Here is a 24931-nt window from a genome sequence, read left to right as displayed (position 1 = left end):
TCGGATCGTCCTCGACGACCAGCACCCTGGCCATCAGACCACGCCGCTCGTGCCGAGCAGGGTGCCGATCGCGAAGGTGACGGCGAGGGCGAGCGCTCCACCGACCACAACCCGGACGGTCGGGCGGAGCGCCGGGTTGCCGCCGATCCTCGCGCTCGTGAAGCCGGTGAGCGCCAGCGCGACGAGCACGACGACGAAGGTGATCGGGACGCGCACCTCGGGCGGCGGCAGCAGGATCGCGAGCAGGGGGAGCAGCGCCCCGATCGTGAAGGCGAGCGCCGACGCGCCGGCGGCGGCCCACGGGCTGACGACGGCGTCCTCGGTGATGCCGAGTTCGGCCTCGAGGTGTGCCGTGAGCGGGTCGTGTGCGGTCAGCTCCTCGGCGACCCGCCTCGCGGTCGTCGGCTGGAGCCCCTTCGCCTCGTAGATCCCGGCGAGTTCCGCGAGCTCCGCGTCGGGGTCGTCGGCGAGCTCCCGCCGCTCCTTCGCGATGAGGGCCCGTTGACTGTCCCGCTGGCTGCTCACCGACACGTACTCGCCGAGGGCCATGGAGATCGCGCCACCGACGAGCCCCGCGACACCCGCTGCGAGGAGTGGCGCGCTGTCGGTCGTGGCACCGGCGACACCGACGACGAGGGACGCGACGGAGACGATGCCGTCGTTCGCGCCGAGCACACCCGCACGGAGCCAGTTCAGGCGGCCCGCGAGGTCACCGCGGTGCGGTTCGTCCGGGTGGGCGCCGGTCGGTGGTGAGGTGCTCATGGATGCATCCAAGCACTCCGCGGGTCGCCTGCGCAGGGTTCCCGGCCGATCCCTTGCCCGATCGCCTAGAATGGAGGCTGGTGCGCCGGGAAGTCTGGTCGGCGGGCGATCGATCGAGATCGCTCTGCTGCTCGACCGAACCCTCACCCGAAGGATCCGTATGCCCGACGCTCACCGCTCCCACGACCTGCCGGCCGACCAGGCCCCGCACTCGATCTGGCGTGGCATCCACCAGACGCTCCAACAGGACACCGTCGGTGGCGCCCTCCTCGTCGTCGCCACCGCGCTCGCGCTCGTGCTCGCCAACACCGGCGCCTCCGAGTTCTACCTGAGCGTCCGCGACGTCACCTTCGGTCCGGAGGCGCTCCACCTGAACCTCTCCGTCGGTGCCTGGGCGGCCGACGGGCTGCTCGCGATCTTCTTCTTCGTCGTCGGCCTGGAGCTCAAGGAGGAGTTCGTCGCCGGGAAGCTCCGGAACCCCAAGACCGCGGCACTCCCCATCGCCGCTGCGGTCGGCGGAGTGGCCGTGCCCGCCGTCATCTACGTCCTCGTGAACCTGAGCACCGGGCCCGACGCGCTGCAGGGCTGGGCGATCCCGGCCGCCACGGACATCGCGTTCGCCGTCGCCGTGATCGCGGTGGTGGGCAGGTTCCTGCCGCCGGCACTGCGGACCTTCCTGCTCACGCTCGCCGTGGTGGACGACCTCATCGCCATCAGCATCATCGCGATCTTCTACACCGACCACATCGAGTTCCTACCGCTGGCGCTCGCCGCCGTGCCGCTCGCCATCTTCGCCGTGCTCGTCCAGCGTGGCGTCCGCGCATGGTGGGTCCTCATCCCGCTCGGCCTGTGCACCTGGGCGCTCATCCACGCGTCCGGTATCCACGCGACCGTCGCCGGCGTGCTGCTCGGCTTCATGGTGCCGGTCATCGCGACGAAGCGCGCGCGCGTCCAGGTGGGGACCACCGCTGAGGGACGACCGGTCTACGACGGGCTCGCCGCGCACTTCGCCGACCGCTGGAGCGTCGTGTCCACGGCTGTCGCGGTGCCGATCTTCGCGTTCTTCTCGGCGGGCGTGGTCATCGGCGGGATCTCGGGGCTCGTCGAGTCCTTCCAGGACACCATCGCGCTCGGGATCATCGCCGGGCTCGTCCTCGGCAAGCCGATCGGCATCACGGTGACGACGTTCCTCGTCACGCGCCTGCCCGGGCTCAGGCTCGACCCCTCGATCCGCTGGGTCGACCTCGTCGGCATGGCGTTCGTCGCGGGCATCGGATTCACGGTGTCGCTGCTCGTCGGGGAGCTGTCCTTCGGGGTCGGCAGCGCGTCCGACGACCACGTGAAGGTCGGCGTGCTCGCCGGCTCGCTCATCGCCGCCACCATCGGTGCCGCGATCCTCGCCGCCCGCAACCGCGTCTACCGGCGGGCGGTCACGGCTGGAAGTAGTACGCCGAGTGCAGGCGGCAGCCCGGATTGAACCGGGCGTCGCAGTTCGGGCAGGCGTCGACCTCCAGGTAGCGGTCGATCGTCAGCTCCGTCGAGCACACGCCGCACAGGATCGCCTCGTGGTCGCCTTGCTCGCGCGGCCATTGCTCGGCGGGGTGGTCGGCGCACTCCGCGTGGCACAGGTGGCACGGGTAGTACTCGCCGCAGCAGGCGAAGCGGATCGCGATGACGTCGAGCGGGGTCGCGTAGTGGACGCAGCGCGTCTCGTCGTCGACCGTCTTGCCGAGGACGCGCACGGTGTCGCCGCCGCTCACCGGACGCCCCGGGCGGTGAGGGCCTCACCGAGCTCGTCGGCATGCTTCAGCGACACCACGAGGAACGGCACGACGAAGGTCACGAGGTTCGACCCGGCCCCACGCGCCCGCTGCGCTTCCCGAACGCTCGTGGCCAGGCGGGCGAGGACCGGCACCGTGTTGATCGCGACGGCGAGCATCAGGGCGATGCGCGAGGGGTCGACACCGAAGCGACCCAGGGGCCGGAGGACGCGCTCGAAGGCGTCGAGCAGGTCGGCGACCCGAGTGCTCAACACGAGGAGGGCCGCGAGCAGGATGGCCGCGACGATGCGGGAGGTGTTCGACACCGCGGACTCGACGTCGAGGAACAGCAGTTGGCCGGCCACCGTGATCGTGATGATCCAGCGGATGAGTAGGAGCTGCCGTCCCAGCTCGCCGAGGCCGAGGCCCAAGGCGAGGTAGGCGAGGACGGTCACGGTGGTGGCGATGCCCGCGGTCCACCAACTCGTCGGCAGGAGCGAGATCGCGAGCACCACGACGAGGATGCCGAGCGCCTTCGGGCCGGCCGGCGCGCGATGGAGCCAGCCCGAGCCGGGACGGTAGAGGGTGATCACGCGGTCACGCTCGCAAACTCGCGCGGTAGGCCGCGATCACGTCGTCCGGTGCGCCCTGCGCGACGACCCGGCCACCGTCGAAGAGCAGCGCGGTGTCGCAGCGGGCGGCGAGCTCCAGGTCGTGGGTGACGAGGAGGAGCTGATGGCCTGCCTCGGGGTGCAGGAGGTGGTCGGCGACGGCGGCGCTGTTGCGGGCGTCGAGGTAGGCGGTGGGTTCATCGGCGATGAGCAGGGCCGGCCGACGGATCACGGCCCCGCAGAGCGCCAACAGCTGTTTCTGGCCACCGGAGAGTTCGTAGGCGGACCGGTCGGCGAGCGCCGTCAGACCGAACTCGTCGAGCGCGTCGGCGACCTGCGCGGCGATGTCGGCCTTCGACGCCTTCGTGCCGCGGAGGGAGAACGCGACGTCCTCCGCCACCGTCGGCATGACGATCTGCGCGTCCGGGTTGCTGAACACGATGCTGACGAGTCGTCGCAGGGTCGCCGTGTCTTTCGCGGCGTCGACGCCGTGGACCCGGACGCTGCCGGCGGTCGCTCGGGTGAGGCCACCGACGAGTCGGGCGAAGGTGGACTTGCCAGAGCCGTTCGCGCCGATGACCGCGATGCGCGCGTCGTCGAGGTGGAGCGTCACGTCGTCGAGTGCGACGGTGTCGCCGAGACGAGCGGTGACGCCGTCGAGACGGATGGCGGATGACTGGTCGATGTCCCCGATCATCGCACGACCTCGAACACCGCGGCGACGCCGAGACCGCCGCCGACCGAGGCCGCCGCCACCCCGATCGTGCCCGCCGGAGCCCCACCGCGGACGAGCCGCGAGAACAGGCGGACCACGGCGACCGCACCGCTCGCGCCCCACGGGTGACCGAGCGCGAGGGCGCCACCGTCGGCGCAGAGTCGCTCATCGTCCTCGGCGACACCGAGCCGGTCGAGCACGGCGAGCGTCTGGGCCGCGAACGCCTCCACGATCTCGAACGCGGCGACCTGCGCGAGGTCCACGCTGGCCCGATCGAGGGCGTCGAGGATCGCCGGCGCGGCCCCGATCCCAGGCAGGGCCGGGTCGCAGCCGACGACGGCGTGCGCCCGGACGGCGAGACCGGGCGTCGTGCTCCCGGAGCCGGGTCCGTCGGGTCCGTCGGGTCCGTCGGGTCCGCCGGGCACGACCAGCACGGCGGCCGCACCGTCGCTCACCCGGCAGGTGTTGCCTGCGGTGAGGGAGCCGTCGGAGAAGAGCGGGGTGAACCGGGGGAGGAGCCGCTCGATCCCGCTGCGCGGCGCCTCGTCGTGCTCCGCCGCCCCGACCAGCGCGACGAGCTCGTCGGTGAACCGCCCGGCGGCGACGGCGCTCGCCGCACGGTGCGTGCTCCGCGCCGCGTAGGCGTCCTGGCGTTCGCGGGAGACCCCGTCGTGCTCGGCGAGGTCCTCGGCGGCGCGGGTCATGTCGGGGTCGTGCCATCCCGCCGGTGCGAACGGTGCACGCGTGTAGGCGACGCCGTCGACGGAACGGGTCGGCGCGGTCGAAGCGCTCTCGACCCCGCCGGCGATCCGTGGCCGAGTGTCGCCGGCGCTGATCGCCGTGGACGCCTCGATGATCGCCGCGAGGCCGCTGCCGCACTGCCGGTCGACGGTGAGTCCTGGAACGTCGAAGCCGAGGCCGGCACCGAGTGCGGCGACGCGGGCCGGGTTGCCGCCGGGCCCCATGCAGTTGCCGAGGACGACGTCCGCCACCACCGGCGGCAGGCCCAGCACGTGCGTCGCGTCGTCGTGCACGGCGCGGACGACGGGGACCGCCAGCTGCTCGACCGTGAGCGCGGCGAGGGTGCGCCCGCGCGTCGCGATCGGCGTCCGTCGGGCCGCGACGATGCGCGGGAGGGTATGCGACTCAGTCAAGGGACGCCACCGTCCCGGCCGCGAGTCGGTCGGCGAGCTCCGCGCGGGCGGCCTTGCCGGTGACGGTCCGGGGCAGCTCGTCGATGACGAACCAGCGTCGGGGCCGATGGGTCGGCGGCAACAGCGGTGCGAGGGCGTCGCGGAGCATCGCGCGGGTCGGACGCGCGCCAGGGCGCAGTTCCAGCACGGCCGTCACGAGCGATCCGACCCCGGCGTTCGGCAGACCGAGCACGACGGCGTCGTCCACCTCGTCGAGTCGGCGCAGAGCCTCCTCGACGTCGGCGGGGATGACGGTCGCCGCGGCCGTGAGGATCGCGTCGTCGGATCGGCCGAGGAGCGTGACGATCCCGTCGTCGATCTGCGCGCGGTCGCCGACGGTGGACCACTCACCGTCGCGTCGAAGGGGTCCCGAGCCCCCGAGGTACCCGGTCGCGACGAACGGCGATCGGACCCAGAGGACGTCGTCGTCGCGGACCTCGAGCTCGACGCCGGGGAAGGCACGGAGGCCCGGTCGATCCGGATCGGCGCCGTCGTCGACCGCCACGAAGGAGAGCTCGGCGGCACCGTAGTAGGACACGACACGGATGCCGAGGCCCTCCGCCCTGGCGCGGAGTGCGGGGTCGAGTGAGGCGCCTCCGATCAACGCCACCCGCAGGCGGGGCGGCACCTCGCCGTCGAGCAGTGCCCGGAGACCGTTCGGGGTCCCGTGGAACCTGGTCGCGTCACGGGCGTCGTCGGGGGTGAGTGCATGGGCGGTCGGGAGGGCGAGTGGGCAACCGGCGGCGGCCGCATGGGCGATCGAGAACAGCGACAGCGACGACGCGGGCGGCGACGACAGCGCCAGGACGTCGTCCGGCCCGAGGTCGAGCAGCGCGCCGACGGCCGGGAAGGAGTCTGCCCATGACTCGGCGCTCCTGATCACGATCCGCGGCTCGCCCGTCGTGCCGGAGGTCAGGGTCGCCCACCCCTGGCCAGGCCGTGGACCGGCCGCGGTGCTGCGGTCGCGGACGGAACGCCAGTACGACTCGCTCCACCGGTCGTCGCCGATCAGTGGCACGCCGCCGGCCGCCCGCACCTCGAGCGCCCGGCGGACGAGGTCGGTCGGCGCCCCGCCGCGCAGCGGGACGAGGTGCCCTGGACGCACGGTCATCCGATCCGGGCTGGCTCGCCGGGACGCGTGGAGCCGGCGCCGGCCGCGTTGCGGAACGCCCGCGGGTAGGCGCGGGCGAGGGTCATCGTGATGACCGTCGCGAGCACGACCTTCACGAGGTCGCCGGGTACGAAGACGAGGCTCTGCAGGGCGGTCTCGCCGAGCGGCAGGCGGGTGACGAGCGACTGCACCGGGATGCCGAACGCGTAGATGACGCCGATGCCGCCGACGAAGACGCCGAGCGCGGTGCGCCACCAGCGCAGCCGACGCCCGCCGGCGTGCACGATGAGGCCGATCACGAAGACGCCGACGATCCAGCCGAGGAGGTACCCCGCGCTCGGCCCGACGAAGACGCCGATCCCGCCGCGACCGCCGGACAGGAGAGGCAGGCCGATGGCGACGAGGGCCAGCAGCACGAGCATGGAGAGCATGCCGCGCCACGGGCCGAGGATCGCGCCGGCGAGCATGACGCCGAGGGTCTGCGCTGTGATGGGCACCGCGCCGAGCACCGAGAACGCGCCGGGTAGGCCGAGGGCGGCCACGATGGCGGCGAACACGGCGATGCGCGCGATGTCGGTCGCGTCGATCCGGAGTCTGCTCATGCTGGGTCCTTCGTCGGGATGGTCGGGTCGCCTGGGGCGGGTGGATCGCACCTGAACAGTGTTCACCTGAACAGCGTTCACTATAGTGGTGCTCATGTCCGGTCCCGAAACAGTGCGTCGCCATCGGCGCGACGACGTGGCTCAGGTGGCGCTCCGCATCCTCGACGATCACGGCTTGGCCGACCTCACGATGCGCCGCCTCGCCGCGTCTCTCGACGTCCAGCCGAGCGCGCTGTACTGGCACTTCGAGAACAAGCAGACCCTCATCGCCGAGCTCGCCGACCGGATCGTCGACGCCCACCCGGCACCGGTCGACGCCGTGTCCGATGCCGGCTCCGACTGGCGCGAGCGGACGCGCGTCGAGGCGGAGGCGCTGCGTGACGCCCTCCTCGCCTATCGCGACGGGGCCGAGGTGGTGTCGAGCACCTACGCGCTCGGGCTCGGTTCCGGGCGGGCACTCACCCGGCTGACGGACGCGGTGTCGGTGGCCGGGTTCGACGAGGCGACGAGTCGACGTGCGGGCACGGTGCTGCTCCACTTCATCCTCGGGCACGTGTCGCACGAGCAGCAACGGATGCAGTACGACAGCGTCGGTGTGCTGGCCGACGGTGCGACGGATCCATTCGGCCGGGAGGACCAGGCCCAGGCGTTCGCCTTCGGGGTCGGTCTCCTCGTCGACGGCCTGGCGGCGCTCTCCGTCCGCTGACGGCTCTGGTTCCGCTGATCGCTCTGGGTCCGCCGATAGCACAGCGTGGATGGAAGCGCCCACCGTCTGGATCGGTGGCTGCCCACGGTAGCGTTGGTGCAGGCAGGACGTGAGGGAGGCCGGCGATGGCGAAGGGTGATGACGACGACGTCGACATCGTCATCGACGCCTGGGCGAACGCACTGCCCGACGTGGACTTCGCACCCCTCGACGTGGTGTCCCGCCTCCGCCGGCTCGTGCCGCACCTGCAGGAGGTCCGACGCCTGTCGTTCGCCGCGAGCAACCTGCGGCCGTGGGAGTTCGAGTTCCTCTCCATCCTCCGCCAGCACGGTGCGGACGGGCTGACGCCGTCCATGCTCGCAACGCGATTGGGCATCACGAGTGGCAACCTCGCCAGTCAGCTCGATCGTCTGGCCGCACGCTCGCTCGTCGCCCGACAGAAGAACGAGGCCGACGGTCGGAGCAAGATCGTCGTCCTGACGACCCTCGGTCAGCAGCGGGTCGACGAGGCGATGCGCAGGCTGGTCGATGACGAGAACGCGATGCTCGCCGGGCTCAGCCATGAGCAGGTGGCCGTGCTCATCGAGAGCCTCCGGGTCATCGGCGCGGCGCTGGAGCGTCGGTAGGGGACTGTTCGGCTGCCCTTCGACGGGCTCAGGGACCGGAGATGGGTTCGTCGGGTTGTTCGGGTACCTTTCGGCAAGCTCGGGTCAGCGCCTGTCGACAGGCTCAGGACCGGAGCTGCCTCAGAACCGCAGGTCGGACGGGCCGCTCAGCTCGATCCAGGTGTCGGTGTCCGGGCGCACCGTCGCGGGAGCCGGCTCGAGGACGTCGGCGGAGGCGAGGGCACCGAAGTCGAGACCGGTGAGGCTCGCGAGGTCGAGGATCGGCAGCTGGAAGGTCCGGAACGGGCCGAGCGGCGGCACGGCGGTGGCGTCTTGCGTGTCGTCGATCGCACTGGATCGGCCGAGGTCGATGTCGTCGAGCTGCGCCGACTGGTCGAGGAGGTAGCCGCTCGCCGCGAGCGCTCCGCCGTTCGACCACGCCGCCACCTTCCAGAACCGGCGCGGGACCTGCACGCCCCGGTAGAGCGGGTCAGTGTCGGCGAACACCGGCCCGGTGAAGACCGACAGTCGCCGGCGCCCGGCCGAGGCGTACTCGAGGACGAGGTCTTCCAGGCCGTTCCAGAGTTCGAGTGACTGGTTGAAGTCCGCAGCCTGCGGGGCGGCGTTCGTGTAGCAGAAGGTGTCGACGTTGGCCTGCCGGGCGATCTCGACGGGGCCCCAGACCGGGTCCCTCCGCCGCACGAGGTGGCCGCGGTCGAGGTCGTTGCGCGCGTAGAGCTCCGGGCCGGCCTGCTCCTCGACCGGCACGCGGTCGTCGAGGTGCCAGTCGTCCCCGCGCCCGAGGTCGAGGAGGGCGGCACCGTCGATGTCGACCCCGGTCGCGGCTGCCAGGCGGCGGTCGGGGTCGAGGAGCACGGTGAAGTGCATGTAGTCGAGACGGCGGAGGCGCGCGTTGGCCGTCGGGTCGGCTGGAGCGGGGACGGCGAGCGGTTCGGCGAGGTCGAGGAAGCCTGAATCGAAGCCGGTCATGAACATGAGTCGATCATGGTTTTGGGGTGAACGGAAGCGCGCAGCGGTGGAGCTTTCGTCAACAACGCGGCAGCTACCATTCTCATACTTCTGTTTCACTATGAAGTTTGATATATTATATATCATGACCACGATCTACCCGAACCCGCATCGAACCAGCGACGCCCGCATCCTCGCGGCGCTCGTGTCGGCGACGTTCCTCCTCGACGCCCTGATCGTGTTCGGTATCGCATTCCTCCCCGGCGTCTCAGGGATGGACGGCGGAGCCACCGTGGCGACGGCGACGATCCTGACCGCGGTCCTCTTCGCGGTGCAGTTCGTGGTCGTCGTCATGCTCGCGCGCCTCGCACGAGCATCCATCGCCTGACCCGACCGGCTGAGCTGAGCCGGTCCCGGCCCGCGCGACTCAGAAGCGGATCTGCGTCTTCGGTCCGGCGCCGGTCGCGCGGGGGAGCCCCTCGGCGAGCAGCCGTGGCACGTCGTCGAGGGTGATCACGGAGCCGATCAGCCGGCGGACCGTGTCACCCAGGGTGGCGAACCGTCGCGCCGCCTCGTCGATGTCGGCCGAGCCGCCGAGCACCGCGTGGACGGTGGCGTCGAGGGCGATGAGTCTGCCGGACGGGAGGCCGACGTCGCCGCCGGGCACGCCGAGCAGTGCGATGCGGGCGCCGGCGGTGGCGTCGTCGAGCAGGCGCTGAGTGACCTCGGCCGATCCCGTCGCCTCGATGATCACGTCGAAGCGCTCGTCGCCGAGGTCGGCCGGGTCACGGGTCGCCAGGCCGAAGTCCGAGGCGAACCGCCGATCGGACTCACGGCGGGCCACGACGGTGACGGACGCCCCGGAATCCGCGGCGAAGAGCGCGGCGAACATGCCGAGGGTTCCGGCGCCCCAGACGAGCACGCGGTCGCCCGGCCCCACTGCCGTGAGTCGGACGCCACGGAGTGAGCAGGAGGCGGGTTCGACCATTGCGCCGAGGTCCGCGTCGACGCCGGCCGGGAGGCGATGGACGGCGCGTTCGGGGACGACGAGGAGCTCCGCGAGGGCTCCGTCCAGCTGCCCGAGGACGCCGAGTTCGAGGTGGTCGGGACAGAGGTGGTGGCGGCCCGAGGTGCAGAGCGCGCAGGTGCCGCACCCGATGAAGGTGTCGCCGGTGACGAGGTCGCCCGGTGCGATCGCGGTGACACGCTCGCCCACCGAGACCACCCGACCGGCCCACTCGTGGCCGGGTTGCAGGGGCAGGGTCGTGCGTCCGTCGGCGAGGTACGGCATGGTGCCCCGGAACAGTGCGACATCGGTGCCGCAGAGCCCGGCGCGTTCGATGCGGATGAGGACCTCGCCCGGTCCGGCCTGTGGATCCGGTCGTTCGAGGACGGTGGCCTCGTTCGGTGCGGTGATGCGTACGGCTCGCATGCGGTCTCCTCGTCGTGACAGCGCTGGTCAGAGCGTAGTGGGAGGCGCGTCTGGGTTGCGGCGCGACAGCCCCCGTCGATCTGCATCCGGAAGGACCAGGCGTCCTCGGGGGCACTTCGACAGGCTCAGTGACCGGGGGAGGTCGGCTCAGTGACCGGGGGAGGTCGGCTCGGTTGCCGGGGGAGGTCTGTCTGAAGCACTCCGGTCCCTGAGCTTGTCGAAGGGCGGCTCGGCACTTCGACAGGCTCAGTGACCGGGGGAGGTCGGCTCTGTGACCGGGGGAGGTCGGCTCGGTGGCCGGGGGAAGTCTGTCTGAAGCACTCCGGTCCCTGAGCTTGTCGAAGGGCGGCTCGGCACTTCGACAGGCTCAGTGACCGGGGGAGGTCGGCTCGGTTGCCGGGGGAGGTCGGCTCGGTGACCGGGGGAGGTCGGCTCGGTTGCCGGGGGAGGTCGGCTCAGTGACCGGGGGCGGATTCGGTCCCTGAGCCTCAGCTCACCAGGACGACTTGCCGCCGCCAGCGACGACCGCGCTGGGCCGCTGCACCTCGGCGAGACGGGAGGTCCGGAGCGGCGTCGTCTCCCACCAGGCGTCGAAGGTGCCGGCCGCCGGGTCGATCTCGACGTGCATGCGGTGGGGTGTCTCGATGAAGATCGCGTCGACGCGGAGGACCCGCGCTCCGCCCTCGCCGCCGGTGCCCCAGGCGGCACTCGCCGTGATCGGTCCATGCGTCCGCCAGGCGCCGACGCCGGGGACGAGCTCCACCCGGTCGTCACCCTCGTGCACGACCAGCACGACGTCGTCACCGTCGCCCGCCGTCACCTCGAGCGCGGTCAGCTGCGCCAGGCCGGTATCGGCTGCAGCAGCGAACGTCCGTCCGACGAGCTCGCCCAGTGATGCAGTCGAGCCGGTCTCGTCCGACGCACCGAGCGGCGGCAGGGCGAGCCCCGCCAGGCAATCGAGCAACGCCTGATCGGCGGTTGCGCTCGACCCGTGCTCCGCGTCGGAGGCCTCGCCGGTCCCGAACGCCGGCAGCAGGTGCTCCCACGCGGCGTTCAGCACGGCCTGCATGTCGAGACTCTGCCCGGTGATCGCCAGGACGACGTCGTGCTCCGGCAGGACGACGCAGTACTGACCGTAAGCGCCGTCGCCACGGAACCCGTGCCGGGCCATCCAGAACTGGAACCCGTACCCCTGCGCCCAGTCCGACTCCGGGTCGTCGCCGTTCGCGATGTGGGATCGTGTCGCCTCGGCGACCCAGGCGGCCGGCAGCAGCTGCCGACCTTCCCACTCGCCACCCTGCAGGTAGAGCTGGCCGAGCGCGGCGATCGCCTCCGTCGTCGCGTGCAGACCGCTGTACCCGAGCTCGAAGCCCTCGTCGTCCTGCTGCCAGTCGAACTCGCCGATACCCAGCGGCTCGAGCAACCGCGGTCGCAGGTAGTCGGTGAGCGTCCCGCCCGTGACGCGCTGGACGATCGCCGCGGCCGTGTAGGTGCAGGGCTGGTTGTACGCGAAGACGGTTCCCGGGTCCTCGTCGGGCGGGAGCAGCAGGAAGCCGCGGACGAGGTTCGTCGGGTCGATCGCAGCAGCGCGCATGATCGTCTCCTCGCGGTGGCCGCTCGCCATCGCGAGCACGTGGCGCACGAGCATGGCGCGGCTGCGGGGGTCGGTGATCTCGGCGTCGAGCTCCGGGAAGTGGCTGATGATCGTGTCGTCGAGTCCGATGAGGCCCTCTTCGACGGCGAGGCCGACGGCGGTCGAGGTGAAGCTCTTGCTCAGCGAGTACAGCAGGTGCACCCGATCAGCCGAGTACGGCGCCCACCAGCCCTCGGCGACGACGTTCCCGTCGCGCAGGAGCATCAGGCTGTGTGGTTCGACGTTCGGCGTGCGCTCGAGGGCGGTGATGAACGCCTCGATCCCGGCGGCGTCGACGTGCTGTGCGGACGGAGTGCTTCGCTGCAGGCTCATCCCTCCATGCTGCCACCTGCTGCCGGTCGGATCGACCCGACGCTCAGTCCTGGTCGGCGTCGAGCTGGTCTCGGAGTCCCTGGTTGATGTCCTCGAGATCGAGCACGCGAGCGATGCCGGCGAGGTTGACGCCGTCGTCGCGGAGGTCGGTGACGCGCTTGAGCCGCTCGATGTCGTCCTCGCTGTAGCGACGGGTGCCGCCCTCGGTCCGGGACGGGGTGAGGAGGCCTTTGCTCTCGAAGAGCCGCAGGGACGCCTCCGGGACGCCGGCGAGCTGGGCTGCGACGGCGATGCCGTACACGGGTGTCGCGCCGTCACGATCGGCCATGCTTGAGATTTCCTTTGAACGGGTTGCACTGGATCAGGTTTCGGATGTATAAAAAATCTACACCACGAAGTGCAGATCTGAACCCCTGGATCTGTGACTTCCGGGCACCGACAATCGATGAGCCCGATCCGTCATCGGGCGACAGGGAAGGAGAACACCCATGGCAATGACCCTCGATCCCATCAGCCAGCTCGACCGCTTCGCGGCCTCCGTACTGGACTCCGTGCGCGCACCCCGGCCCATGCCGGTGGACCTCTTCCGTGACGGCGACCGGTACATGATGGTCGCCGACCTCCCCGGCATCGACCCCGGATCCATCGACGTCGACGTCGACGGTGGTCAGCTCACCATCCGTGCCCAGCGCACGGCCGACAGCCGCGAGGGTGTCCGCTGGCTCGCACGCGAGCGCGGTGGCGGCCACTTCCTGCGGCAGTTCACCCTCGGCGAGGGAGTCGACCTCGACGGCATCACCGCGTCCTACGACAGCGGTGTGCTCTCCGTGATCATCCCGGTGAGCGAGCGTGCGAAGCCGCGGAAGATCACCGTCGACTCCACGACCGACCACCCGCAGTCGATCAACGCCTGACCCGGGATCGACACTGACCCGGTATCCACACCCGTCTGCATCGAACGAACCGAACGCCCCGCCCGCGATCCGTGGGTGGGGCGATCGCCCATGTGTGCCCGGCGGTCGGCATACTGGGGGCATGTCCCGCGTCCAACGCATCCTCGGAGCGTCTGCCCTGCTCGTGATCGCCGCGCTCGGCCTGTTGGTCGCGGCGACGCAGACCACGATGACCTGGTACCAGGCGCCGGGCGCCGACGGTATGGCGACGAAACAGATCGCCGTGTTCGAACCGGCGGTGGTCGGCACGGTGATCGCCGCCGTGGCGGTGCTGGCGCTGCTGGTCCACCTGGTCCTCGTGATCCGCCGCGCGGTGCCTCGGTTGCAGTGGGTCGTCGCCGTCGCGCTCACCGTCGCCACCGTGATCGCCGCGGTCCTCGTATCCATCGCGGACCGGCCGACGTTCTAGCGCACGGCGCCTGCTTCAGCCGAGCAGCTCGACCAGCAAGGCCTGAGTCGTCTCCTCGCTCGCCCCGGGAGCCTGCAGACGCACCCAGTCGTCGCCACGTCGAGCGTGCGCCGAGTGCTCGCTCCCGGCCGCATCCACGGCGCCGACCGGACTGTCCTCGCGAAGCACCCACGCGCCTCCGGGGAGCACCGTGAACCGGACGAGCTCGCGGGAGTCCGCGGACAGCAGTCGGCAGTCGAGCCCACCGACGCGCTGGAGCGAGTCCTGCGCGAGGTGGTAGCTCGGTGTCGCGGTGCTCACGTAGCTCGCGCCGGTGGCGGCCGCGCCGAGGTGTGCCGCCGCGGTGTCCACCGGCAACGCCGTGGCGCAGGAGCGCGAGGTGGGTGCCGACGACGACGGGGGCGCGGCGGGCGTCGGAACCGGTGCTGCCGCAAGCGCTGTCCGAGCCAGTTCCTCCGAGCGCGTCCCAGCCGGGTCGTCGACCCCTGCCGCATCGACCTCGATGAACCGCTCGCCGTCGAGGGCGTGGACGGAGCAGGTGCCGTCCGAGCACATCGTCCCGTTGATCTCGCCGACGCTGTCGCTCCAGTCGGTGTGCTCGTACCAGTGGTTGAAGGTGGCCCAGTGGTCGACGCCGTCTCCGACGAGTCGGACGGTGAGTGAGGTGCCGTCCGCCTCGTCGGCCCAGGCGCAGACGGTCCCGCCGTCCTGCAGGACCGGGGCGTCGTCGACGGTGAGCGGTTGCGGCGCGGCTGCGGCGCCCAGGAAGGATGCGACCTCCGTGTCGGGGACGAGCGCGTCGCACGTGAGCCCCGGGAAGGCGGACGTCGGCGGGGGCGGGAGCGCCGCCGACGACGTCGGGGTGGATCCGGGCGGAGCCTCGGTGGGTGCTTGCGACGGCGGCGCGCTACACGCTGTGAGGACGCCCAGCAGCGCGGCGATCGTGAGGACGCGTGCGCCACGTGCGATCGCGGGCACCGTTCGACTCAGCCCACTGCTCATCGTCGCCGGAACAACCCTCGCTTGCGGCGATGGAACGGCGGCACACCGCTCAGGAGATGCTTCGCGCCCGGCGCCACGTACATGACGTCGATCGGCACGCTCGCCGAGTACGTCGCGAGGGCTCGTGCGAGGGGGCCGCTGATCGTCTCGCGGGCGGTCGGGGCGCCGACGACGACGAGGAGGTAGCACTCGTCGAACGTGCCGCCCTCCTGCGGGGTGACCTTCCAGCCCAGCACCGCTTCGTCGACCTCGCTGTACTCGGCGAGGACCGCGGTCAGGGTCTCGGTCATCCCTGGTGGGATGCGAGCCGGCTCTCCCACCATGACCTCGGTCTCGCGCTCGACCACGCGTGGTGTGAGGACCGCCTCGCCGTCGAGCAGCTGGGCGATCTCGCCCGGGAGGAACTCCTTGCCATGCGTGGAATGCGGGTTCAGGACCAGCCTCGCGCCTCGGGTCATCTGCCACAGGACGCGGCAGGGGAGGGCGAGGAGGTGCTGTTCGAACGACGGGACGACCTGGAGTGTCTCCTGGAAGCGCGCCTTCGAGGTGTAGAACGGCTGCACCGAGCTGCCGTCCGAGTCGAGGAGGTCCGCCAGGGTCGCCAGGCCGTCGTCGGTCACGGTCCCCGCCACGATCACGGTGCTCTCGAGGAGCGCCGTCAGGAACGCGGGTGCGTTCGAGCGGTCGTTCGCGGCTGCGGCGAGGAGGGCTTCGATCTCGGGAGCGTCTGGTGCGTCGTCGGCGGCAGGCATGCCAGCAGCGTATCCCGGCCATGTGGGAGGGTGCGCGTGCTCAGCAGCAGTCGCAGGTGTCCGTGTTCTCCGAGGTGAGCGATGAGACCGGCCGCTTGCACGCGTCTCCACGCCAGGCTTCGACGCCCTCTCGGACCGCGAAGCCGGCGATGACGAGGGCGGCGACCGCGTCCGCCCAGGCCCAGCCGAGGGTGCTGTTGAGGACCAGCCCGATGAGGACCGCGGCCGACAGGTAGGAGCAGATGAGCGTCTGCTTCGAGTCCGCGACGGCGGAGGCGGATCCGAGTTCCTTGCCGGTTCGGCGTTCGAAGAGCGAGAACGCCGGCATGATCAGGACGCTGACCGCCGCGAGGACGATGCCGACGGTCGAGTGCTGGACCTCGGCGAACCCGAGCAGCGAGCGGGCGGCGTCGACGCTCACGAACGCGGCGAGGCCGAAGAACGACAGGGCGATCACCCGGAGGGCGACCCGTTCCCGGCGATGGGGATCGGGGCTCGAGAACTGCCAGGCGACCGCGGCGGCGGACAGGACCTCGACGATCGAGTCGAGACCGAAGCCGACGAGGGCCGCTGATGAGGCGACGGTCCCGGCCGACAGGGCGACGATGGCCTCGACGACGTTGTAGGCGATGGTCGCCGCGACGATCCAGCGGATCCGGCGCTGCAGCGTCGCGCGTCTGGCGGGGCTCAGCTGGGCGCGGAGACGGGGGCTCGGCAGGCCGACGGTGCTCATGCGCAGGTGCAGCTCTCACCCGAGCAGCAGGCGGGATCGACGACCAGGACGAGCCGGAGGAGGTCGTCGAGCGCCGGCGCCAGGTGGCTGTCCGCCAGGCGGTACCAGGTGTTGCGTCCTTCCTTGACGCCTTCGACGAGGCCGCAGCCGCGGAGACAGGCGAGCTGGTTCGACATGACCTGTCGGGATACTCCGAGTGCGTCCGCGAGGTCGGAGGGGAAGGCCGGTGCCTCGCGCAGGGTCAGGAGGATGCGGGCCCGGGTCTCGTCCGACAGGGCGTGCCCCAGCCTCGCGAGCGCGGCGGTGTGCGTCAGGGTCGCTGTCGGTGTCAGAGTGTCGGTCACGTGAAAAACAGTACACGAAATGCTGTATCGATCCAGCCTCGCGGTCGCCCGAACAGCCGCGTTAGGCGAGGCGAAACGCTGGCAATCGGGCGTCTCGGCTTGCCGCCGCGGCACCGCGCTGGCAACGTTGACGGGTCCTCGCGGCACGGCGCCCGAACGCATCCCCGCGTCCAGGACGCATCACAGGAAGACCTCGCGACATGACGTTCTGGCCACTGCTCCTCATCGCGCTCGGCGTCTCCGCCGACGCCTTCGCCGTCGCCCTCACCAAGGGTCTGCACATGCGGCGGTTCAACGTGCGTCACGCGCTCGTGATCGCCGGCACCTTCGGACTGTTCCAAGCGGTCATGCCGCTCATCGGCTGGTTCCTCGGCACGCAGTTCGCGCGGTACATCACCGAGGTCGACCACTGGGTCGCCTTCGGCCTACTCGCCCTCGTCGGCGGCAAGATGCTCTGGGAGGCGTTCTCGAGCCACGAGGACACCGAGGTCGACTCCGACCGCATCGACGTCCGGCGACTCCTCATCCTCGCGCTCGCCACGAGCATCGATGCGCTCGCCATCGGCATCACGCTCGCGTTCCTACCCGGCTCGATCCTCGAAGCCGTCGTCCTCATCGGATTGACGACGTTCGTGCTCGCCTTCCTGGGCGTCTTCATCGGCCGTCGCGTCGGTCAGCGCTTCGGCAAGCCGGCGGAGATCGCCGGTGGCGTCATCCTGATCCTCATCGGCGTCAAGATCCTGATCGACCACCTCGCGGGCTAATCGGAGGTCAGCGCTTCCGGGTGAAGATGGCGCCGGTCGACACGTCCTCGCCGAGCGCCTCGAGGCTCCGCCCACGCGTCTCGGGTACCTGAGTGGCGACGAACAGGAGCGCGAGGGCGCCGACACCCGCGAACAGGAAGAAGGTTCCGGTGATGCCGAGGCCGTCGACCAGGGACGGGAAGTACAGCGCCAGGAACCCGTTGGCGACCCAGAGCATGAAGATCGAGACGCCCATGCCGAGGCCGCGCATCTGGAGCGGGAAGACCTCGGCGAGGTAGACCCAGACCGCCACGTTGAGGAACGTCTGCATGGAGCCGACGAACACGACCACGAGGAACAGGATGACCCAGGGACGCATCGGGTCGCCCGGCTCGAGCACCATCGACGAGAAGCCGATGAGCAGATGGCACGCGGTCGTGAGCGAGAAGCCGATGACGAACGTCTTCCGTCGGTCGAGTCGGTCCATGTAGGTGAGGGCGATGAAGCCGCCGACGACGGCGATGACCCCGGGCGCGATGTTGGCGATGAGCGCGGCGCTCTCGTCGAAGCCCGACTCCACGAGCACGGTCTGCCCGTAGTACATGATCGAGTTGATCCCCGTGAGCTGCTGGGCGATCCCGACGCCGACACCGACGAGCAGGATGCGCACGAGCCACGGGTTGCGGAGGACGGCCCCGAGCCCGATCCGGTGTTCGTCGCGCTGCGCGGTGATGGACGCCTCCACCTCCGAGAGTTCGGCGACCGCGCGGTCGTCGGAGCGGACGGTCCGCAGGACGTCCAGTGCATCGTCGCGGCGACCGTGGTCGACGAGCCACCGCGGTGACTCGGGCATCCGCAGCATGCCGACGAACAGGGCGACCGCGGGGAGGGCGCAGACGGCGAACATGATGCGCCACACGCTCGTGTGCTCGCTGAACACGGTGCCGATGACCGCGTTGATCACGAACGCCGACAACTGCCCGAGGACGATCGCGACCTCGTTCCGGCCGGTGATCGACCCTCGGATCTCGTACGGAGCGAGCTCCGCCAGGTAGACCGGGACGACGGCGGAGGCACCGCCGACGGCCAGTCCGAGCAGCACGCGACCGGCCACGAGCAGCTCGACGTTCGGCGAGCAGACGACCACGAGCGTCCCGACGAAGAAGAGCACCGCCAGAACGATGATGCTCCGCCGCCGGCCCCATGCATCCGACACCCGACCGCCGAGCAGCGCACCGACAGCGGCCGCGAAGACGAGCGAACTCGTGACGATGCCCTCGGTGATGGGCGTGAGCCCGAGCTCCGCGGTCATCGGCCGCAGCGCCCCGTTGATCACGCCGGTGTCGTAGCCGAAGAGCAATCCGCCGAAACAGGCGACGATCGAGATCAGGCCGAGGTGGCGGCGGTGCGGCCCGGGCGTGAGGGCAGGCAGCGCGCTCGCCGTCTGTCGGGCTGTGGGGGATCCGGCCATCGCACTTCCTCGTCTGCTGGGCCCGTGCGCCGAACGGCGTCGTGGACAGGACGACAGTACCGGTTCAGTCGTCGGCACCCGGCCGCAGCAGGCCGCTCTCGTACGCGAGGATGACGAGCTGGGCGCGGTCATGGGCGGCGACCTTCGTCATGATGCGGTTCACGTGGGTCTTCGAGGTGTGCGGTGAGATGACGAGGTCGTCGGCGATCTGCTGGTTCGACCGTCCGCGGGCCACGAGGAGCAGCACCTCGAGCTCCCGCTCGGTGAGCAGCGCCAGCTCGGTGGGGACCTGGCGCGAACTCGTCGCTTCGTCCGCAGCGACGACGTACTTGGTGATGAGACTCTGGGTCGCCGCGGGGGAGAGGAGCGCGTCGCCGGCGTGCACCGCGCGCACGGCGCGGACGATCTCCTCGGGCTCCGAGCCCTTGCCGATGAAACCGCTCGCGCCCGCCCGGAGGGTGGCGATGAGGTTCTCGTCCTCCTCGAACGTGGTGAGGATGAGGACCCGGGTGTCCGCGAGGTCGGGGTCCGCGCAGATCGCCGAGGTCGCACCGATGCCGTCGAGCACGGGCATGCGGATGTCCATGAGCACGACGTCCGGTCGCAACTCGCGGGCGAGCGACACCGCCTGCGCGCCGTCGACGGCTTCGCCCACGACCTCGAGGTCGGCCTCGGACGAGAGGATGTCGGCGACGGCCTGGCGGATGAGCGACTGGTCGTCGACGACGAGCACGGTGGTCATGCGGGGGACTCCTCGGGGTGTGTCGGACCGGGGTGCGTCGGCTCGCCGGTCGGGAGGCCCGCGGACAGCCGCCAGCCGCCCGGAGTCGCGCCGACGTCGACGGTCCCGCGGACGGCCGCTACGCGTTCGCGGATACCGAGGAGTCCGTGCCCGGTGGTCGGTGGCGCGTCGGCCTGCTCACGCAGGACGCCGGGGGCCGTCGGATTGCTCACGCTGACGACGATCCTCCCGTCGCCGCCCTCCACGAGCACGTGTGCACGACGCTCAGGACCGTGCTTCAACGCGTTCGTCAGTCCCTCCTGGACGACGCGGTACGCGACCACGTCCGTGGCGGTCGACAGCTTCGGCGCGTCGGGGTCGATCCGAGTGGTGATGTCGAGGCCTGCGGCGGTGAACTCGGCGATCAATGCGTCGAGTCGGTCGAGTCCCGGCTGCGGCAGCGTTCCACGGGAGCCTGCGCCAGCGCCGTCGCTGCGCAGGACCTCGAGCAGATCACCGATCTCGCCGAGCACCGTCCGCGACGCCCGGCGGATCGAGACGAGCGCCTCCTTCGCCTTCTCCGGCCGCGACTCCAGGGAGCTCGACGCCACCCCGGCGTTCAGGCTGATCACCGAGATCTGATGGGCGACGGTGTCATGGAGGTCGCGCGCGATCCGGAGCCGCTCCTCGGTCACCCGACGCCTCGCCTCGGCCTCGCGGGTCTGTTCGGCCCGCTCCGCGCGTTCGGTGATCGCCAGGATGTACGCGCGGCGCGAGCGCGTCCCGTCGCCGGCCGCGGCGGCGAACGCGATCATCACCGCGAACTGCACCGTCCGCGGATCGAAGCTGCCGATCGACGCGAGCAGGCTGAGGAGGGCGACGGCGACCATCGTCGCGACGGCCGTGATGAGGGTCGTCTTGCGCGCGGAGCGCACGGCCACCCCGAACATCGCGATCGCGGCCGCGATCACGACGCCGGGAGCGAGGGTCCCCGTGATCGCCGCAGCGCCGTAACAGGCGATGACGGCAGCGAGCACCGCGATGGGCCAGCGTCGGCGGAGCGGGAGCAGGAGCGCGGGCGCGACGACCAGGGCGACGACGAGCGGGCTGCCCGGCCGGAACTCCGCGTTGGGGAACGGGATGAACGCCGAGGCGATGATGAGGACCGCGGCGACCACATCGCCCACCCACACCGGGGGTCTCGGATGCGGATCGCGCACCCGGTGATCCTGCGTCGCGGAGGTCATGGGCCCAGTCTGCCGGGAACCGGCGTCCGGCGACTCCTCCGCACGTGGCATTCCGCGGTACCACGGACGCGGTACACGGGTGTCCGCCGGTGGGGGACGCGTCGGACGGACGTCACCGCGAGTCTGGAGTGGTGCCGGAGCACCCGGCCCCAGACGAGGAGACACCATGCAGAGCACCACAGCGCCGCCGATCATCTCGGTCCGGGACGTCCGGCGTTCCTACGGTCGCGGTCAGAACCGGTTCGACGCGCTGAAGGGGGTGAGCTTCGACATCCACGCCGGCGAGAGCGTCGCGATCGTCGGGAAGAGCGGCTCCGGGAAGTCCACGCTCATGCACGTGCTCGCGCTCCTCGACGCACCGAGTTCCGGCACCGTCGAGCTCGAAGGGGTCGACACGAGCACCCTCCGCGGTCGCCGCCTCAACACGACCAGGAACAAGACCTTCGGGTTCGTGTTCCAGCAGTTCTTCCTCACCGCCAACGCGACAGTGCTGGAGAACGTCCTGCTCCCCATGAAGATCGCCGGCGTCCGCCGCGGTGACCGACGTCGCCGGGCGCTCGCCGCACTCGCGCAGCTCCAGCTCGAGGACAAGGCGCGGAACCGCGCGGTGAACCTCTCCGGCGGGCAGAAGCAGCGTACGGTGATCGCCCGCGCGCTCGTCAACAACCCGCGGATCATCTTCGCCGACGAACCGACCGGCAACCTCGACACGGCGACCGGCGCCGTCGTGGAGGACATCCTGTTCTCCCTCAACCGGGAGAGCGGCATCACCCTGATCGTCGTCACGCACGACGAGGAGCTGGCGGCACGCTGCGATCGGCGGATCCTCATCCGCGACGGACTGCTCGTCGAGGACGAGGCGGTGGCCGCATGAGAACCGTCGACCTCATCGGGACCGCCGTCGCGAACACGTTCCGGTCCAAGACCCGCACCATCCTGACCATCCTGGCGATCTTCGTCGGAGCGTTCACCCTCACCCTGACGAACGGCCTCGGCACCGGCATCAACGCCTACATCGACGACACGGTGTCGAGCGTCGGCACGTCCGACACGATGACCGTCACCAAGACGGCCGACACCGCAGGCGGGTTTGGTGCTGCGACGAGCGGGCCGAAGGAGTACGACCCGGACGCGGTCGCCGCCACCGGTGCCGGCGCGCCGGGATCGACCGTCGTCGCCCTGACACCGACCGACCTCGACGAGCTCGGCGGGATCGACGGCGTCCTCGACGTGCAGGCCGTGAAGTCGATCTCGACCGACTACATCGAGGCGGGCGGCGGCACGAAGTACGTCGTCGGGGTCGGGGGACTCATCTCCGGGCAGAGCGTCACGCTGTTGGACGGTGCACAGCCGGACGACGACACCGACACGCTCCAGCTCGTGCTCCCCACGTCCTATGTGGAACCGCTCGGCTTCGGAAGCGACGCCGACGCGGTCGGGCAGACGGTCACGGTCGCGATCACCGATGCGCAGCGCACGCAGCACACCGTGGACGCGACCGTCGTCGGAGTCGCCGAGGAGAGCCTCGCCTCGCCCACCGGCGCCTCGATCGTGCCGAACGCCGCGCTCACCGACCTCCTCTACGAGACGCAGAACATCGGCGTCCCGTCCGACCAGGTCGAGCGGTACGCGCAGGCGTCCATCCGGTTCGGCGCGGACGCCACCGACGAGCAGATCACGGCGTTGAAGGACCGACTGGCCGATGCGGGCTACACCGGCACGACCGTCGCGGACCAGCTCGGCACCATCAAGACGGTGATCGACGGGATCGTCCTCGTCCTCAACGCCTTCGCGATCATCGCGCTCCTCGCGGCCAGCTTCGGGATCGTGAACACGCTGCTCATGTCCGTGCAGGAGCGCACCCGCGAGATCGGTCTGATGAAGGCCATGGGGATGGGGAGCGGGAAGGTCTTCGGGTTGTTCAGCCTCGAGGCCGCGTTCATCGGCTTCCTCGGCAGTGCGATCGGCGTCGGTGTCGCGGTGCTCGCCGGCACCGGCATCAGTGCCGCGCTGTCCGGATCGCTCCTCGCCGACCTGCCGGGCCTCGACCTCATCGCGTTCGACCCGGTGTCGCTCGGGATCATCGTCCTGGTCGTCATGGTGATCGCGTTCCTCGCGGGCACCCTGCCCGCTGCCCGTGCCGCCAAGGCCGATCCGGTGGAGTCGCTCCGCTACGAGTGAGGTGCAGCGGTCGGGTGTGCCGGGTGGCGGCTGTGGGGCGTGCCGGAAGCGGCGCCCCACAGCCGCGCCGGCGCCAGGTTGAGGAGCAGCGCCGGCGCAGACGCTCAGGTCGCGTCTGCAGCGTCCACGTTACGACCAGCGGCCGTCCCGTCGTCGGAGGTTGAGGCTCCGTGCCCGCTTCTTCTACGCTTCGCGCTGTGGGGTGGTGACGTGCTCGGGTCTGAGCCCGATCCCGATGAACCTCGCCGCAAGCGGTCGGACGACGGGTCCGGCGAGACGCATCAGCCGGATCACCCACCGCGGTGCGATGCGGTCGCCCGTGGTCGTGCGGGAGATCACCCGATGCCCTGCCCGCTGGATGCGCTGCATGATCCTGACCGGCTGCTCGCGTCGACGTTGGACGGCCGCGAGGGCCTCGGACGGTGCGTCTCCTGCGGCGAGGTCGCCGGCGATCGCATTGGACAGGGCGACCGCATCCTGGATCGCATAGTTGACCCCGACGCCGAACATCGGAGACATCGCGTGCGCGGCGTCGCCGATGGCGACGAACCCCGGGCGGTACCAGCGGTCGAGGCGGTTGAGCTGGACCGAGAGGAGCTTGACCTGGTCCCAGTGGGTCAGGGTGTCGACGACCGGACGCAGGATGGGCGCGGCATCCACGATCCGGCTGCGGAGTGCCGGCAGGCCCTCGGCTCTGAGTTGCTCCGCGCCGCCCTTCCGGATGACCATGCCGGACTGGTACCGGTCACCCCGGTCGATCGTGAGGACCATGCCGCGCGGCGAGAGGTAGGCGAGGGTCGGGGGCGGCGGGTCGGCCGGCTTCGGCAGGCTGAACCACAGGACGTCGATCGGGACGCCGCTCTCGTCGGGGATGAGTCCGGCCGCGTCGCGGAGTGCCGAGGTGCGTCCGTCCGCCGCGACCGTGAGGGTGGCTCGGATCTCAATGTCGGAGGAGGTGCTGGTGCTGGTCGCTGGGTCGGTTTCGGTCGCTGGGGCGTCCGCGGTCGTCGTGGTCGCGCGCAGGCCGCGGACCCGGCCCTGCTCCACGACCAGGCCGGTCGCCTCGGTGCGGAGGCGGAGCTCGAAGTTCGGCAGTGTGGCGGCCTCCTCGGCGAGGAAGTTCAGGAAGTCCCACTGCGGCGCGAGGACGAGGAAACGGTCGGGTGCTGGCAGGGTGCGGAAGTCGACCATCGTCATCCGCAGGCCGTCGATCACGGCGTCCATCCTCTGCAACCGGTTGAGCGGCAGCCGCAGGAACCGCTCGCGCAGGCCGAGCTCGCCGAGCAGCGTGATGGTCGACGGGTGGATCGTGTCGCCGCGGAAGTCGCGGATGAAGTCGGCGTGTTTCTCGAGCACGGTCACGCGGAGGCCGGACCGGGCGAGGAGGTAGCCGAGCACCATGCCGGCGGGGCCGCCACCCGCGATGACGCAGTCGCGGTCGGTGGTGTTGTCGCCGGCGTGGTCGCCGTGATCGCTGTCGGTGCGGGTCGTCGGTTTCATCGCGCTGCTCCCGTCGGTCTCTTCCGGACACTACTCCGGAACCCATATCGTCGACATCATGCGTCTGTTGCACCGGGCAGGACTGCCGCTTCTCGTGTCCGGAACGGGCCGGCCGTCGCGCTCGTGAAGGCGCTCATGGGCCGGTGAAAGGCCCGGGCGCCGCGGAGCCGCTCCGGTCCCTGAGCAACCCGCTCCGGTCCCTGAGCAGCTCTCGTCGGTCCCTGAGCAACTCTCGCCCGTCCCTGAGCAACCCTCGCCGGTCCCTGAGCAACCCTCGCCGGTCCCTGAGCAACCCTCGCCGGTCCCTGAGCCTGTCGAAGGGGGCGGGTAGGCACTTCGACAAGCTCAGTGACCGGAGGGAGTGCACCCGCATTCACTCCGGTCCCCGAGCACCCACCTCCGGTCCGTGAGCCTGTCGAAGGGCGCACGAGGGACCTCCTGCT

Annotated in this window: 28 protein-coding genes; 9 read left to right on the top strand and 19 right to left on the bottom strand. The window is 70.8% G+C overall.

Annotated elements, in window-relative coordinates; genetic code table 11:
* Nucleotides 1–33 precede the first annotated feature (33 nt).
* Nucleotides 34–762 carry a VIT1/CCC1 transporter family protein gene (locus tag B9Y95_RS06800; RefSeq protein WP_085511175.1) on the bottom strand — a complete coding sequence of 243 codons (729 nt, stop codon included), beginning with the start codon at nucleotides 760–762 and terminating at the stop codon, nucleotides 34–36.
* Between the two features lie 160 nt (nucleotides 763–922).
* On the opposite strand from B9Y95_RS06800, the gene nhaA reads away from it, so the two are divergent.
* On the top strand, nucleotides 923–2239 hold the full coding sequence (gene nhaA, locus B9Y95_RS06795) for a Na+/H+ antiporter NhaA (protein ID WP_085511703.1): 1317 nt from the start codon (nucleotides 923–925) through the stop codon (nucleotides 2237–2239).
* Here nhaA and B9Y95_RS06790 read toward each other — a convergent pair.
* From B9Y95_RS06790 to B9Y95_RS06765, 6 genes are read right to left on the bottom strand one after another with little or no spacing between them, the layout of a single operon-like run.
* On the bottom strand, nucleotides 2193–2522 hold the full coding sequence (locus B9Y95_RS06790) for a CHY zinc finger protein (RefSeq protein WP_085511174.1): 330 nt from the start codon (nucleotides 2520–2522) through the stop codon (nucleotides 2193–2195). The two genes, nhaA and B9Y95_RS06790, sit on opposite strands and share 47 nt — an antisense overlap.
* Nucleotides 2519–3115 (bottom strand): energy-coupling factor transporter transmembrane component T family protein, encoded by a 597-nt coding sequence (locus B9Y95_RS06785; RefSeq protein WP_085511173.1) that lies wholly within the window; start codon nucleotides 3113–3115, stop codon nucleotides 2519–2521. Before B9Y95_RS06785 ends, B9Y95_RS06790 begins: the two co-directional genes overlap by 4 nt.
* Before the next feature lie 4 nt (nucleotides 3116–3119).
* Nucleotides 3120–3830 (bottom strand): energy-coupling factor ABC transporter ATP-binding protein, encoded by a 711-nt coding sequence (locus B9Y95_RS06780; RefSeq protein ID WP_085511172.1) that lies wholly within the window; start codon nucleotides 3828–3830, stop codon nucleotides 3120–3122.
* On the bottom strand, nucleotides 3827–5002 hold the full coding sequence (locus tag B9Y95_RS06775) for a thiolase family protein (RefSeq protein WP_085511171.1): 1176 nt from the start codon (nucleotides 5000–5002) through the stop codon (nucleotides 3827–3829). Before B9Y95_RS06775 ends, B9Y95_RS06780 begins: the two co-directional genes overlap by 4 nt.
* On the bottom strand, nucleotides 4995–6152 hold the full coding sequence (locus B9Y95_RS06770; RefSeq protein ID WP_085511170.1) for a class I adenylate-forming enzyme family protein: 1158 nt from the start codon (nucleotides 6150–6152) through the stop codon (nucleotides 4995–4997). Before B9Y95_RS06770 ends, B9Y95_RS06775 begins: the two co-directional genes overlap by 8 nt.
* Nucleotides 6149–6754 carry a biotin transporter BioY gene (locus B9Y95_RS06765; RefSeq protein ID WP_085511169.1) on the bottom strand — a complete coding sequence of 202 codons (606 nt, stop codon included), beginning with the start codon at nucleotides 6752–6754 and terminating at the stop codon, nucleotides 6149–6151. Before B9Y95_RS06765 ends, B9Y95_RS06770 begins: the two co-directional genes overlap by 4 nt.
* A gap of 94 nt (nucleotides 6755–6848) precedes the next feature.
* Here B9Y95_RS06765 and B9Y95_RS06760 point away from each other — a divergent pair, with 94 nt between their 5' ends.
* A complete protein-coding gene (locus tag B9Y95_RS06760) occupies nucleotides 6849–7460 on the top strand; it encodes a TetR/AcrR family transcriptional regulator C-terminal domain-containing protein (protein WP_085511702.1) in 612 nt (203 codons plus the stop codon).
* A 125-nt stretch (nucleotides 7461–7585) separates the two neighbouring features.
* Nucleotides 7586–8086 carry a MarR family winged helix-turn-helix transcriptional regulator gene (locus tag B9Y95_RS06755; protein ID WP_064295883.1) on the top strand — a complete coding sequence of 167 codons (501 nt, stop codon included), beginning with the start codon at nucleotides 7586–7588 and terminating at the stop codon, nucleotides 8084–8086.
* Between the two features lie 120 nt (nucleotides 8087–8206).
* On the opposite strand, the gene B9Y95_RS06750 is transcribed toward B9Y95_RS06755, so the two are convergent.
* The gene (locus tag B9Y95_RS06750; protein ID WP_085511701.1) at nucleotides 8207–9055 is read right to left on the bottom strand and encodes a DNA/RNA non-specific endonuclease; all 849 of its coding nucleotides are present in this window, start codon (nucleotides 9053–9055) and stop codon (nucleotides 8207–8209) included.
* A 124-nt stretch (nucleotides 9056–9179) separates the two neighbouring features.
* Here B9Y95_RS06750 and B9Y95_RS06745 point away from each other — a divergent pair, with 124 nt between their 5' ends.
* Nucleotides 9180–9422 carry a hypothetical protein gene (locus B9Y95_RS06745; protein ID WP_085511168.1) on the top strand — a complete coding sequence of 81 codons (243 nt, stop codon included), beginning with the start codon at nucleotides 9180–9182 and terminating at the stop codon, nucleotides 9420–9422.
* A 39-nt stretch (nucleotides 9423–9461) separates the two neighbouring features.
* On the opposite strand, the gene B9Y95_RS06740 is transcribed toward B9Y95_RS06745, so the two are convergent.
* The 3 genes from B9Y95_RS06740 to B9Y95_RS06730 form a co-directional block, all read right to left on the bottom strand.
* Nucleotides 9462–10466, bottom strand: a complete 1005-nt coding sequence (locus B9Y95_RS06740; protein ID WP_085511167.1) for a zinc-dependent alcohol dehydrogenase — start codon at nucleotides 10464–10466, stop codon at nucleotides 9462–9464.
* 493 nt (nucleotides 10467–10959) lie between these two features.
* On the bottom strand, nucleotides 10960–12432 hold the full coding sequence (locus tag B9Y95_RS06735; RefSeq protein ID WP_085511166.1) for a serine hydrolase domain-containing protein: 1473 nt from the start codon (nucleotides 12430–12432) through the stop codon (nucleotides 10960–10962).
* A 43-nt stretch (nucleotides 12433–12475) separates the two neighbouring features.
* Nucleotides 12476–12760 (bottom strand): MerR family transcriptional regulator, encoded by a 285-nt coding sequence (locus B9Y95_RS06730; protein WP_079704638.1) that lies wholly within the window; start codon nucleotides 12758–12760, stop codon nucleotides 12476–12478.
* A gap of 160 nt (nucleotides 12761–12920) precedes the next feature.
* Between B9Y95_RS06730 and B9Y95_RS06725 the strand changes: the two genes are divergently transcribed.
* Together B9Y95_RS06725 and B9Y95_RS06720 are read left to right on the top strand one after the other, a co-directional pair.
* The gene (locus B9Y95_RS06725; RefSeq protein ID WP_071261327.1) at nucleotides 12921–13346 is read left to right on the top strand and encodes an Hsp20/alpha crystallin family protein; all 426 of its coding nucleotides are present in this window, start codon (nucleotides 12921–12923) and stop codon (nucleotides 13344–13346) included.
* A gap of 121 nt (nucleotides 13347–13467) precedes the next feature.
* Complete coding sequence (locus B9Y95_RS06720) at nucleotides 13468–13794, top strand: hypothetical protein (RefSeq protein WP_085511165.1); 327 nt, start codon at nucleotides 13468–13470, stop codon at nucleotides 13792–13794.
* A 15-nt stretch (nucleotides 13795–13809) separates the two neighbouring features.
* Here B9Y95_RS06720 and B9Y95_RS06715 read toward each other — a convergent pair whose 3' ends face one another.
* From B9Y95_RS06715 to B9Y95_RS06700, 4 genes are read right to left on the bottom strand one after another with little or no spacing between them, the layout of a single operon-like run.
* Nucleotides 13810–14772 carry a DUF3558 domain-containing protein gene (locus B9Y95_RS06715; RefSeq protein WP_085511164.1) on the bottom strand — a complete coding sequence of 321 codons (963 nt, stop codon included), beginning with the start codon at nucleotides 14770–14772 and terminating at the stop codon, nucleotides 13810–13812.
* A gap of 20 nt (nucleotides 14773–14792) precedes the next feature.
* Entirely contained in the window at nucleotides 14793–15548 is a 756-nt protein-coding gene (locus B9Y95_RS06710; RefSeq protein ID WP_085511163.1) for an enhanced serine sensitivity protein SseB C-terminal domain-containing protein, read from the bottom strand.
* 40 nt (nucleotides 15549–15588) lie between these two features.
* Nucleotides 15589–16281 carry a cation diffusion facilitator family transporter gene (locus B9Y95_RS06705; protein WP_085511162.1) on the bottom strand — a complete coding sequence of 231 codons (693 nt, stop codon included), beginning with the start codon at nucleotides 16279–16281 and terminating at the stop codon, nucleotides 15589–15591.
* Nucleotides 16278–16625 (bottom strand): ArsR/SmtB family transcription factor, encoded by a 348-nt coding sequence (locus B9Y95_RS06700; RefSeq protein WP_234994015.1) that lies wholly within the window; start codon nucleotides 16623–16625, stop codon nucleotides 16278–16280. Before B9Y95_RS06700 ends, B9Y95_RS06705 begins: the two co-directional genes overlap by 4 nt.
* Before the next feature lie 200 nt (nucleotides 16626–16825).
* On the opposite strand from B9Y95_RS06700, the gene B9Y95_RS06695 reads away from it, so the two are divergent.
* Nucleotides 16826–17389: a manganese efflux pump MntP gene (locus B9Y95_RS06695; protein WP_085511161.1), complete on the top strand. Its 564-nt coding sequence runs from the start codon at nucleotides 16826–16828 to the stop codon at nucleotides 17387–17389.
* Between the two features lie 7 nt (nucleotides 17390–17396).
* Here B9Y95_RS06695 and B9Y95_RS06690 read toward each other — a convergent pair whose 3' ends face one another.
* From B9Y95_RS06690 to B9Y95_RS06680, 3 genes are all read right to left on the bottom strand, one after another.
* The gene (locus B9Y95_RS06690) at nucleotides 17397–18839 is read right to left on the bottom strand and encodes a sugar porter family MFS transporter (RefSeq protein ID WP_085511160.1); all 1443 of its coding nucleotides are present in this window, start codon (nucleotides 18837–18839) and stop codon (nucleotides 17397–17399) included.
* 64 nt (nucleotides 18840–18903) lie between these two features.
* Complete coding sequence (locus B9Y95_RS06685; RefSeq protein ID WP_085511159.1) at nucleotides 18904–19581, bottom strand: response regulator; 678 nt, start codon at nucleotides 19579–19581, stop codon at nucleotides 18904–18906.
* Nucleotides 19578–20807, bottom strand: a complete 1230-nt coding sequence (locus tag B9Y95_RS06680) for a sensor histidine kinase (RefSeq protein ID WP_085511158.1) — start codon at nucleotides 20805–20807, stop codon at nucleotides 19578–19580. The genes B9Y95_RS06685 and B9Y95_RS06680 overlap by 4 nt, the downstream gene beginning before the upstream one ends.
* Nucleotides 20808–20973: 166 nt before the next feature.
* Here B9Y95_RS06680 and B9Y95_RS06675 point away from each other — a divergent pair, with 166 nt between their 5' ends.
* Nucleotides 20974–21681 carry an ABC transporter ATP-binding protein gene (locus tag B9Y95_RS06675; protein WP_085511157.1) on the top strand — a complete coding sequence of 236 codons (708 nt, stop codon included), beginning with the start codon at nucleotides 20974–20976 and terminating at the stop codon, nucleotides 21679–21681.
* Entirely contained in the window at nucleotides 21678–22988 is a 1311-nt protein-coding gene (locus tag B9Y95_RS06670) for an ABC transporter permease (RefSeq protein WP_085511156.1), read from the top strand. Before B9Y95_RS06675 ends, B9Y95_RS06670 begins: the two co-directional genes overlap by 4 nt.
* Before the next feature lie 183 nt (nucleotides 22989–23171).
* Here the strand turns inward: B9Y95_RS06670 and B9Y95_RS06665 are convergent, their stop codons facing one another.
* Nucleotides 23172–24488 carry an FAD-dependent oxidoreductase gene (locus B9Y95_RS06665; protein ID WP_085511155.1) on the bottom strand — a complete coding sequence of 439 codons (1317 nt, stop codon included), beginning with the start codon at nucleotides 24486–24488 and terminating at the stop codon, nucleotides 23172–23174.
* Nucleotides 24489–24931: the final 443 nt, after the last annotated feature.

Origin of the sequence: Plantibacter flavus (genome assembly GCF_900177615.1) — a bacterium.
Taxonomy (GTDB): Bacteria; Actinomycetota; Actinomycetes; order Actinomycetales; family Microbacteriaceae; genus Plantibacter; species Plantibacter flavus.
The sequence above is the reverse complement of the archived record's forward strand: the minus strand, read 5'-3'. Positions and strand labels throughout refer to the sequence as shown.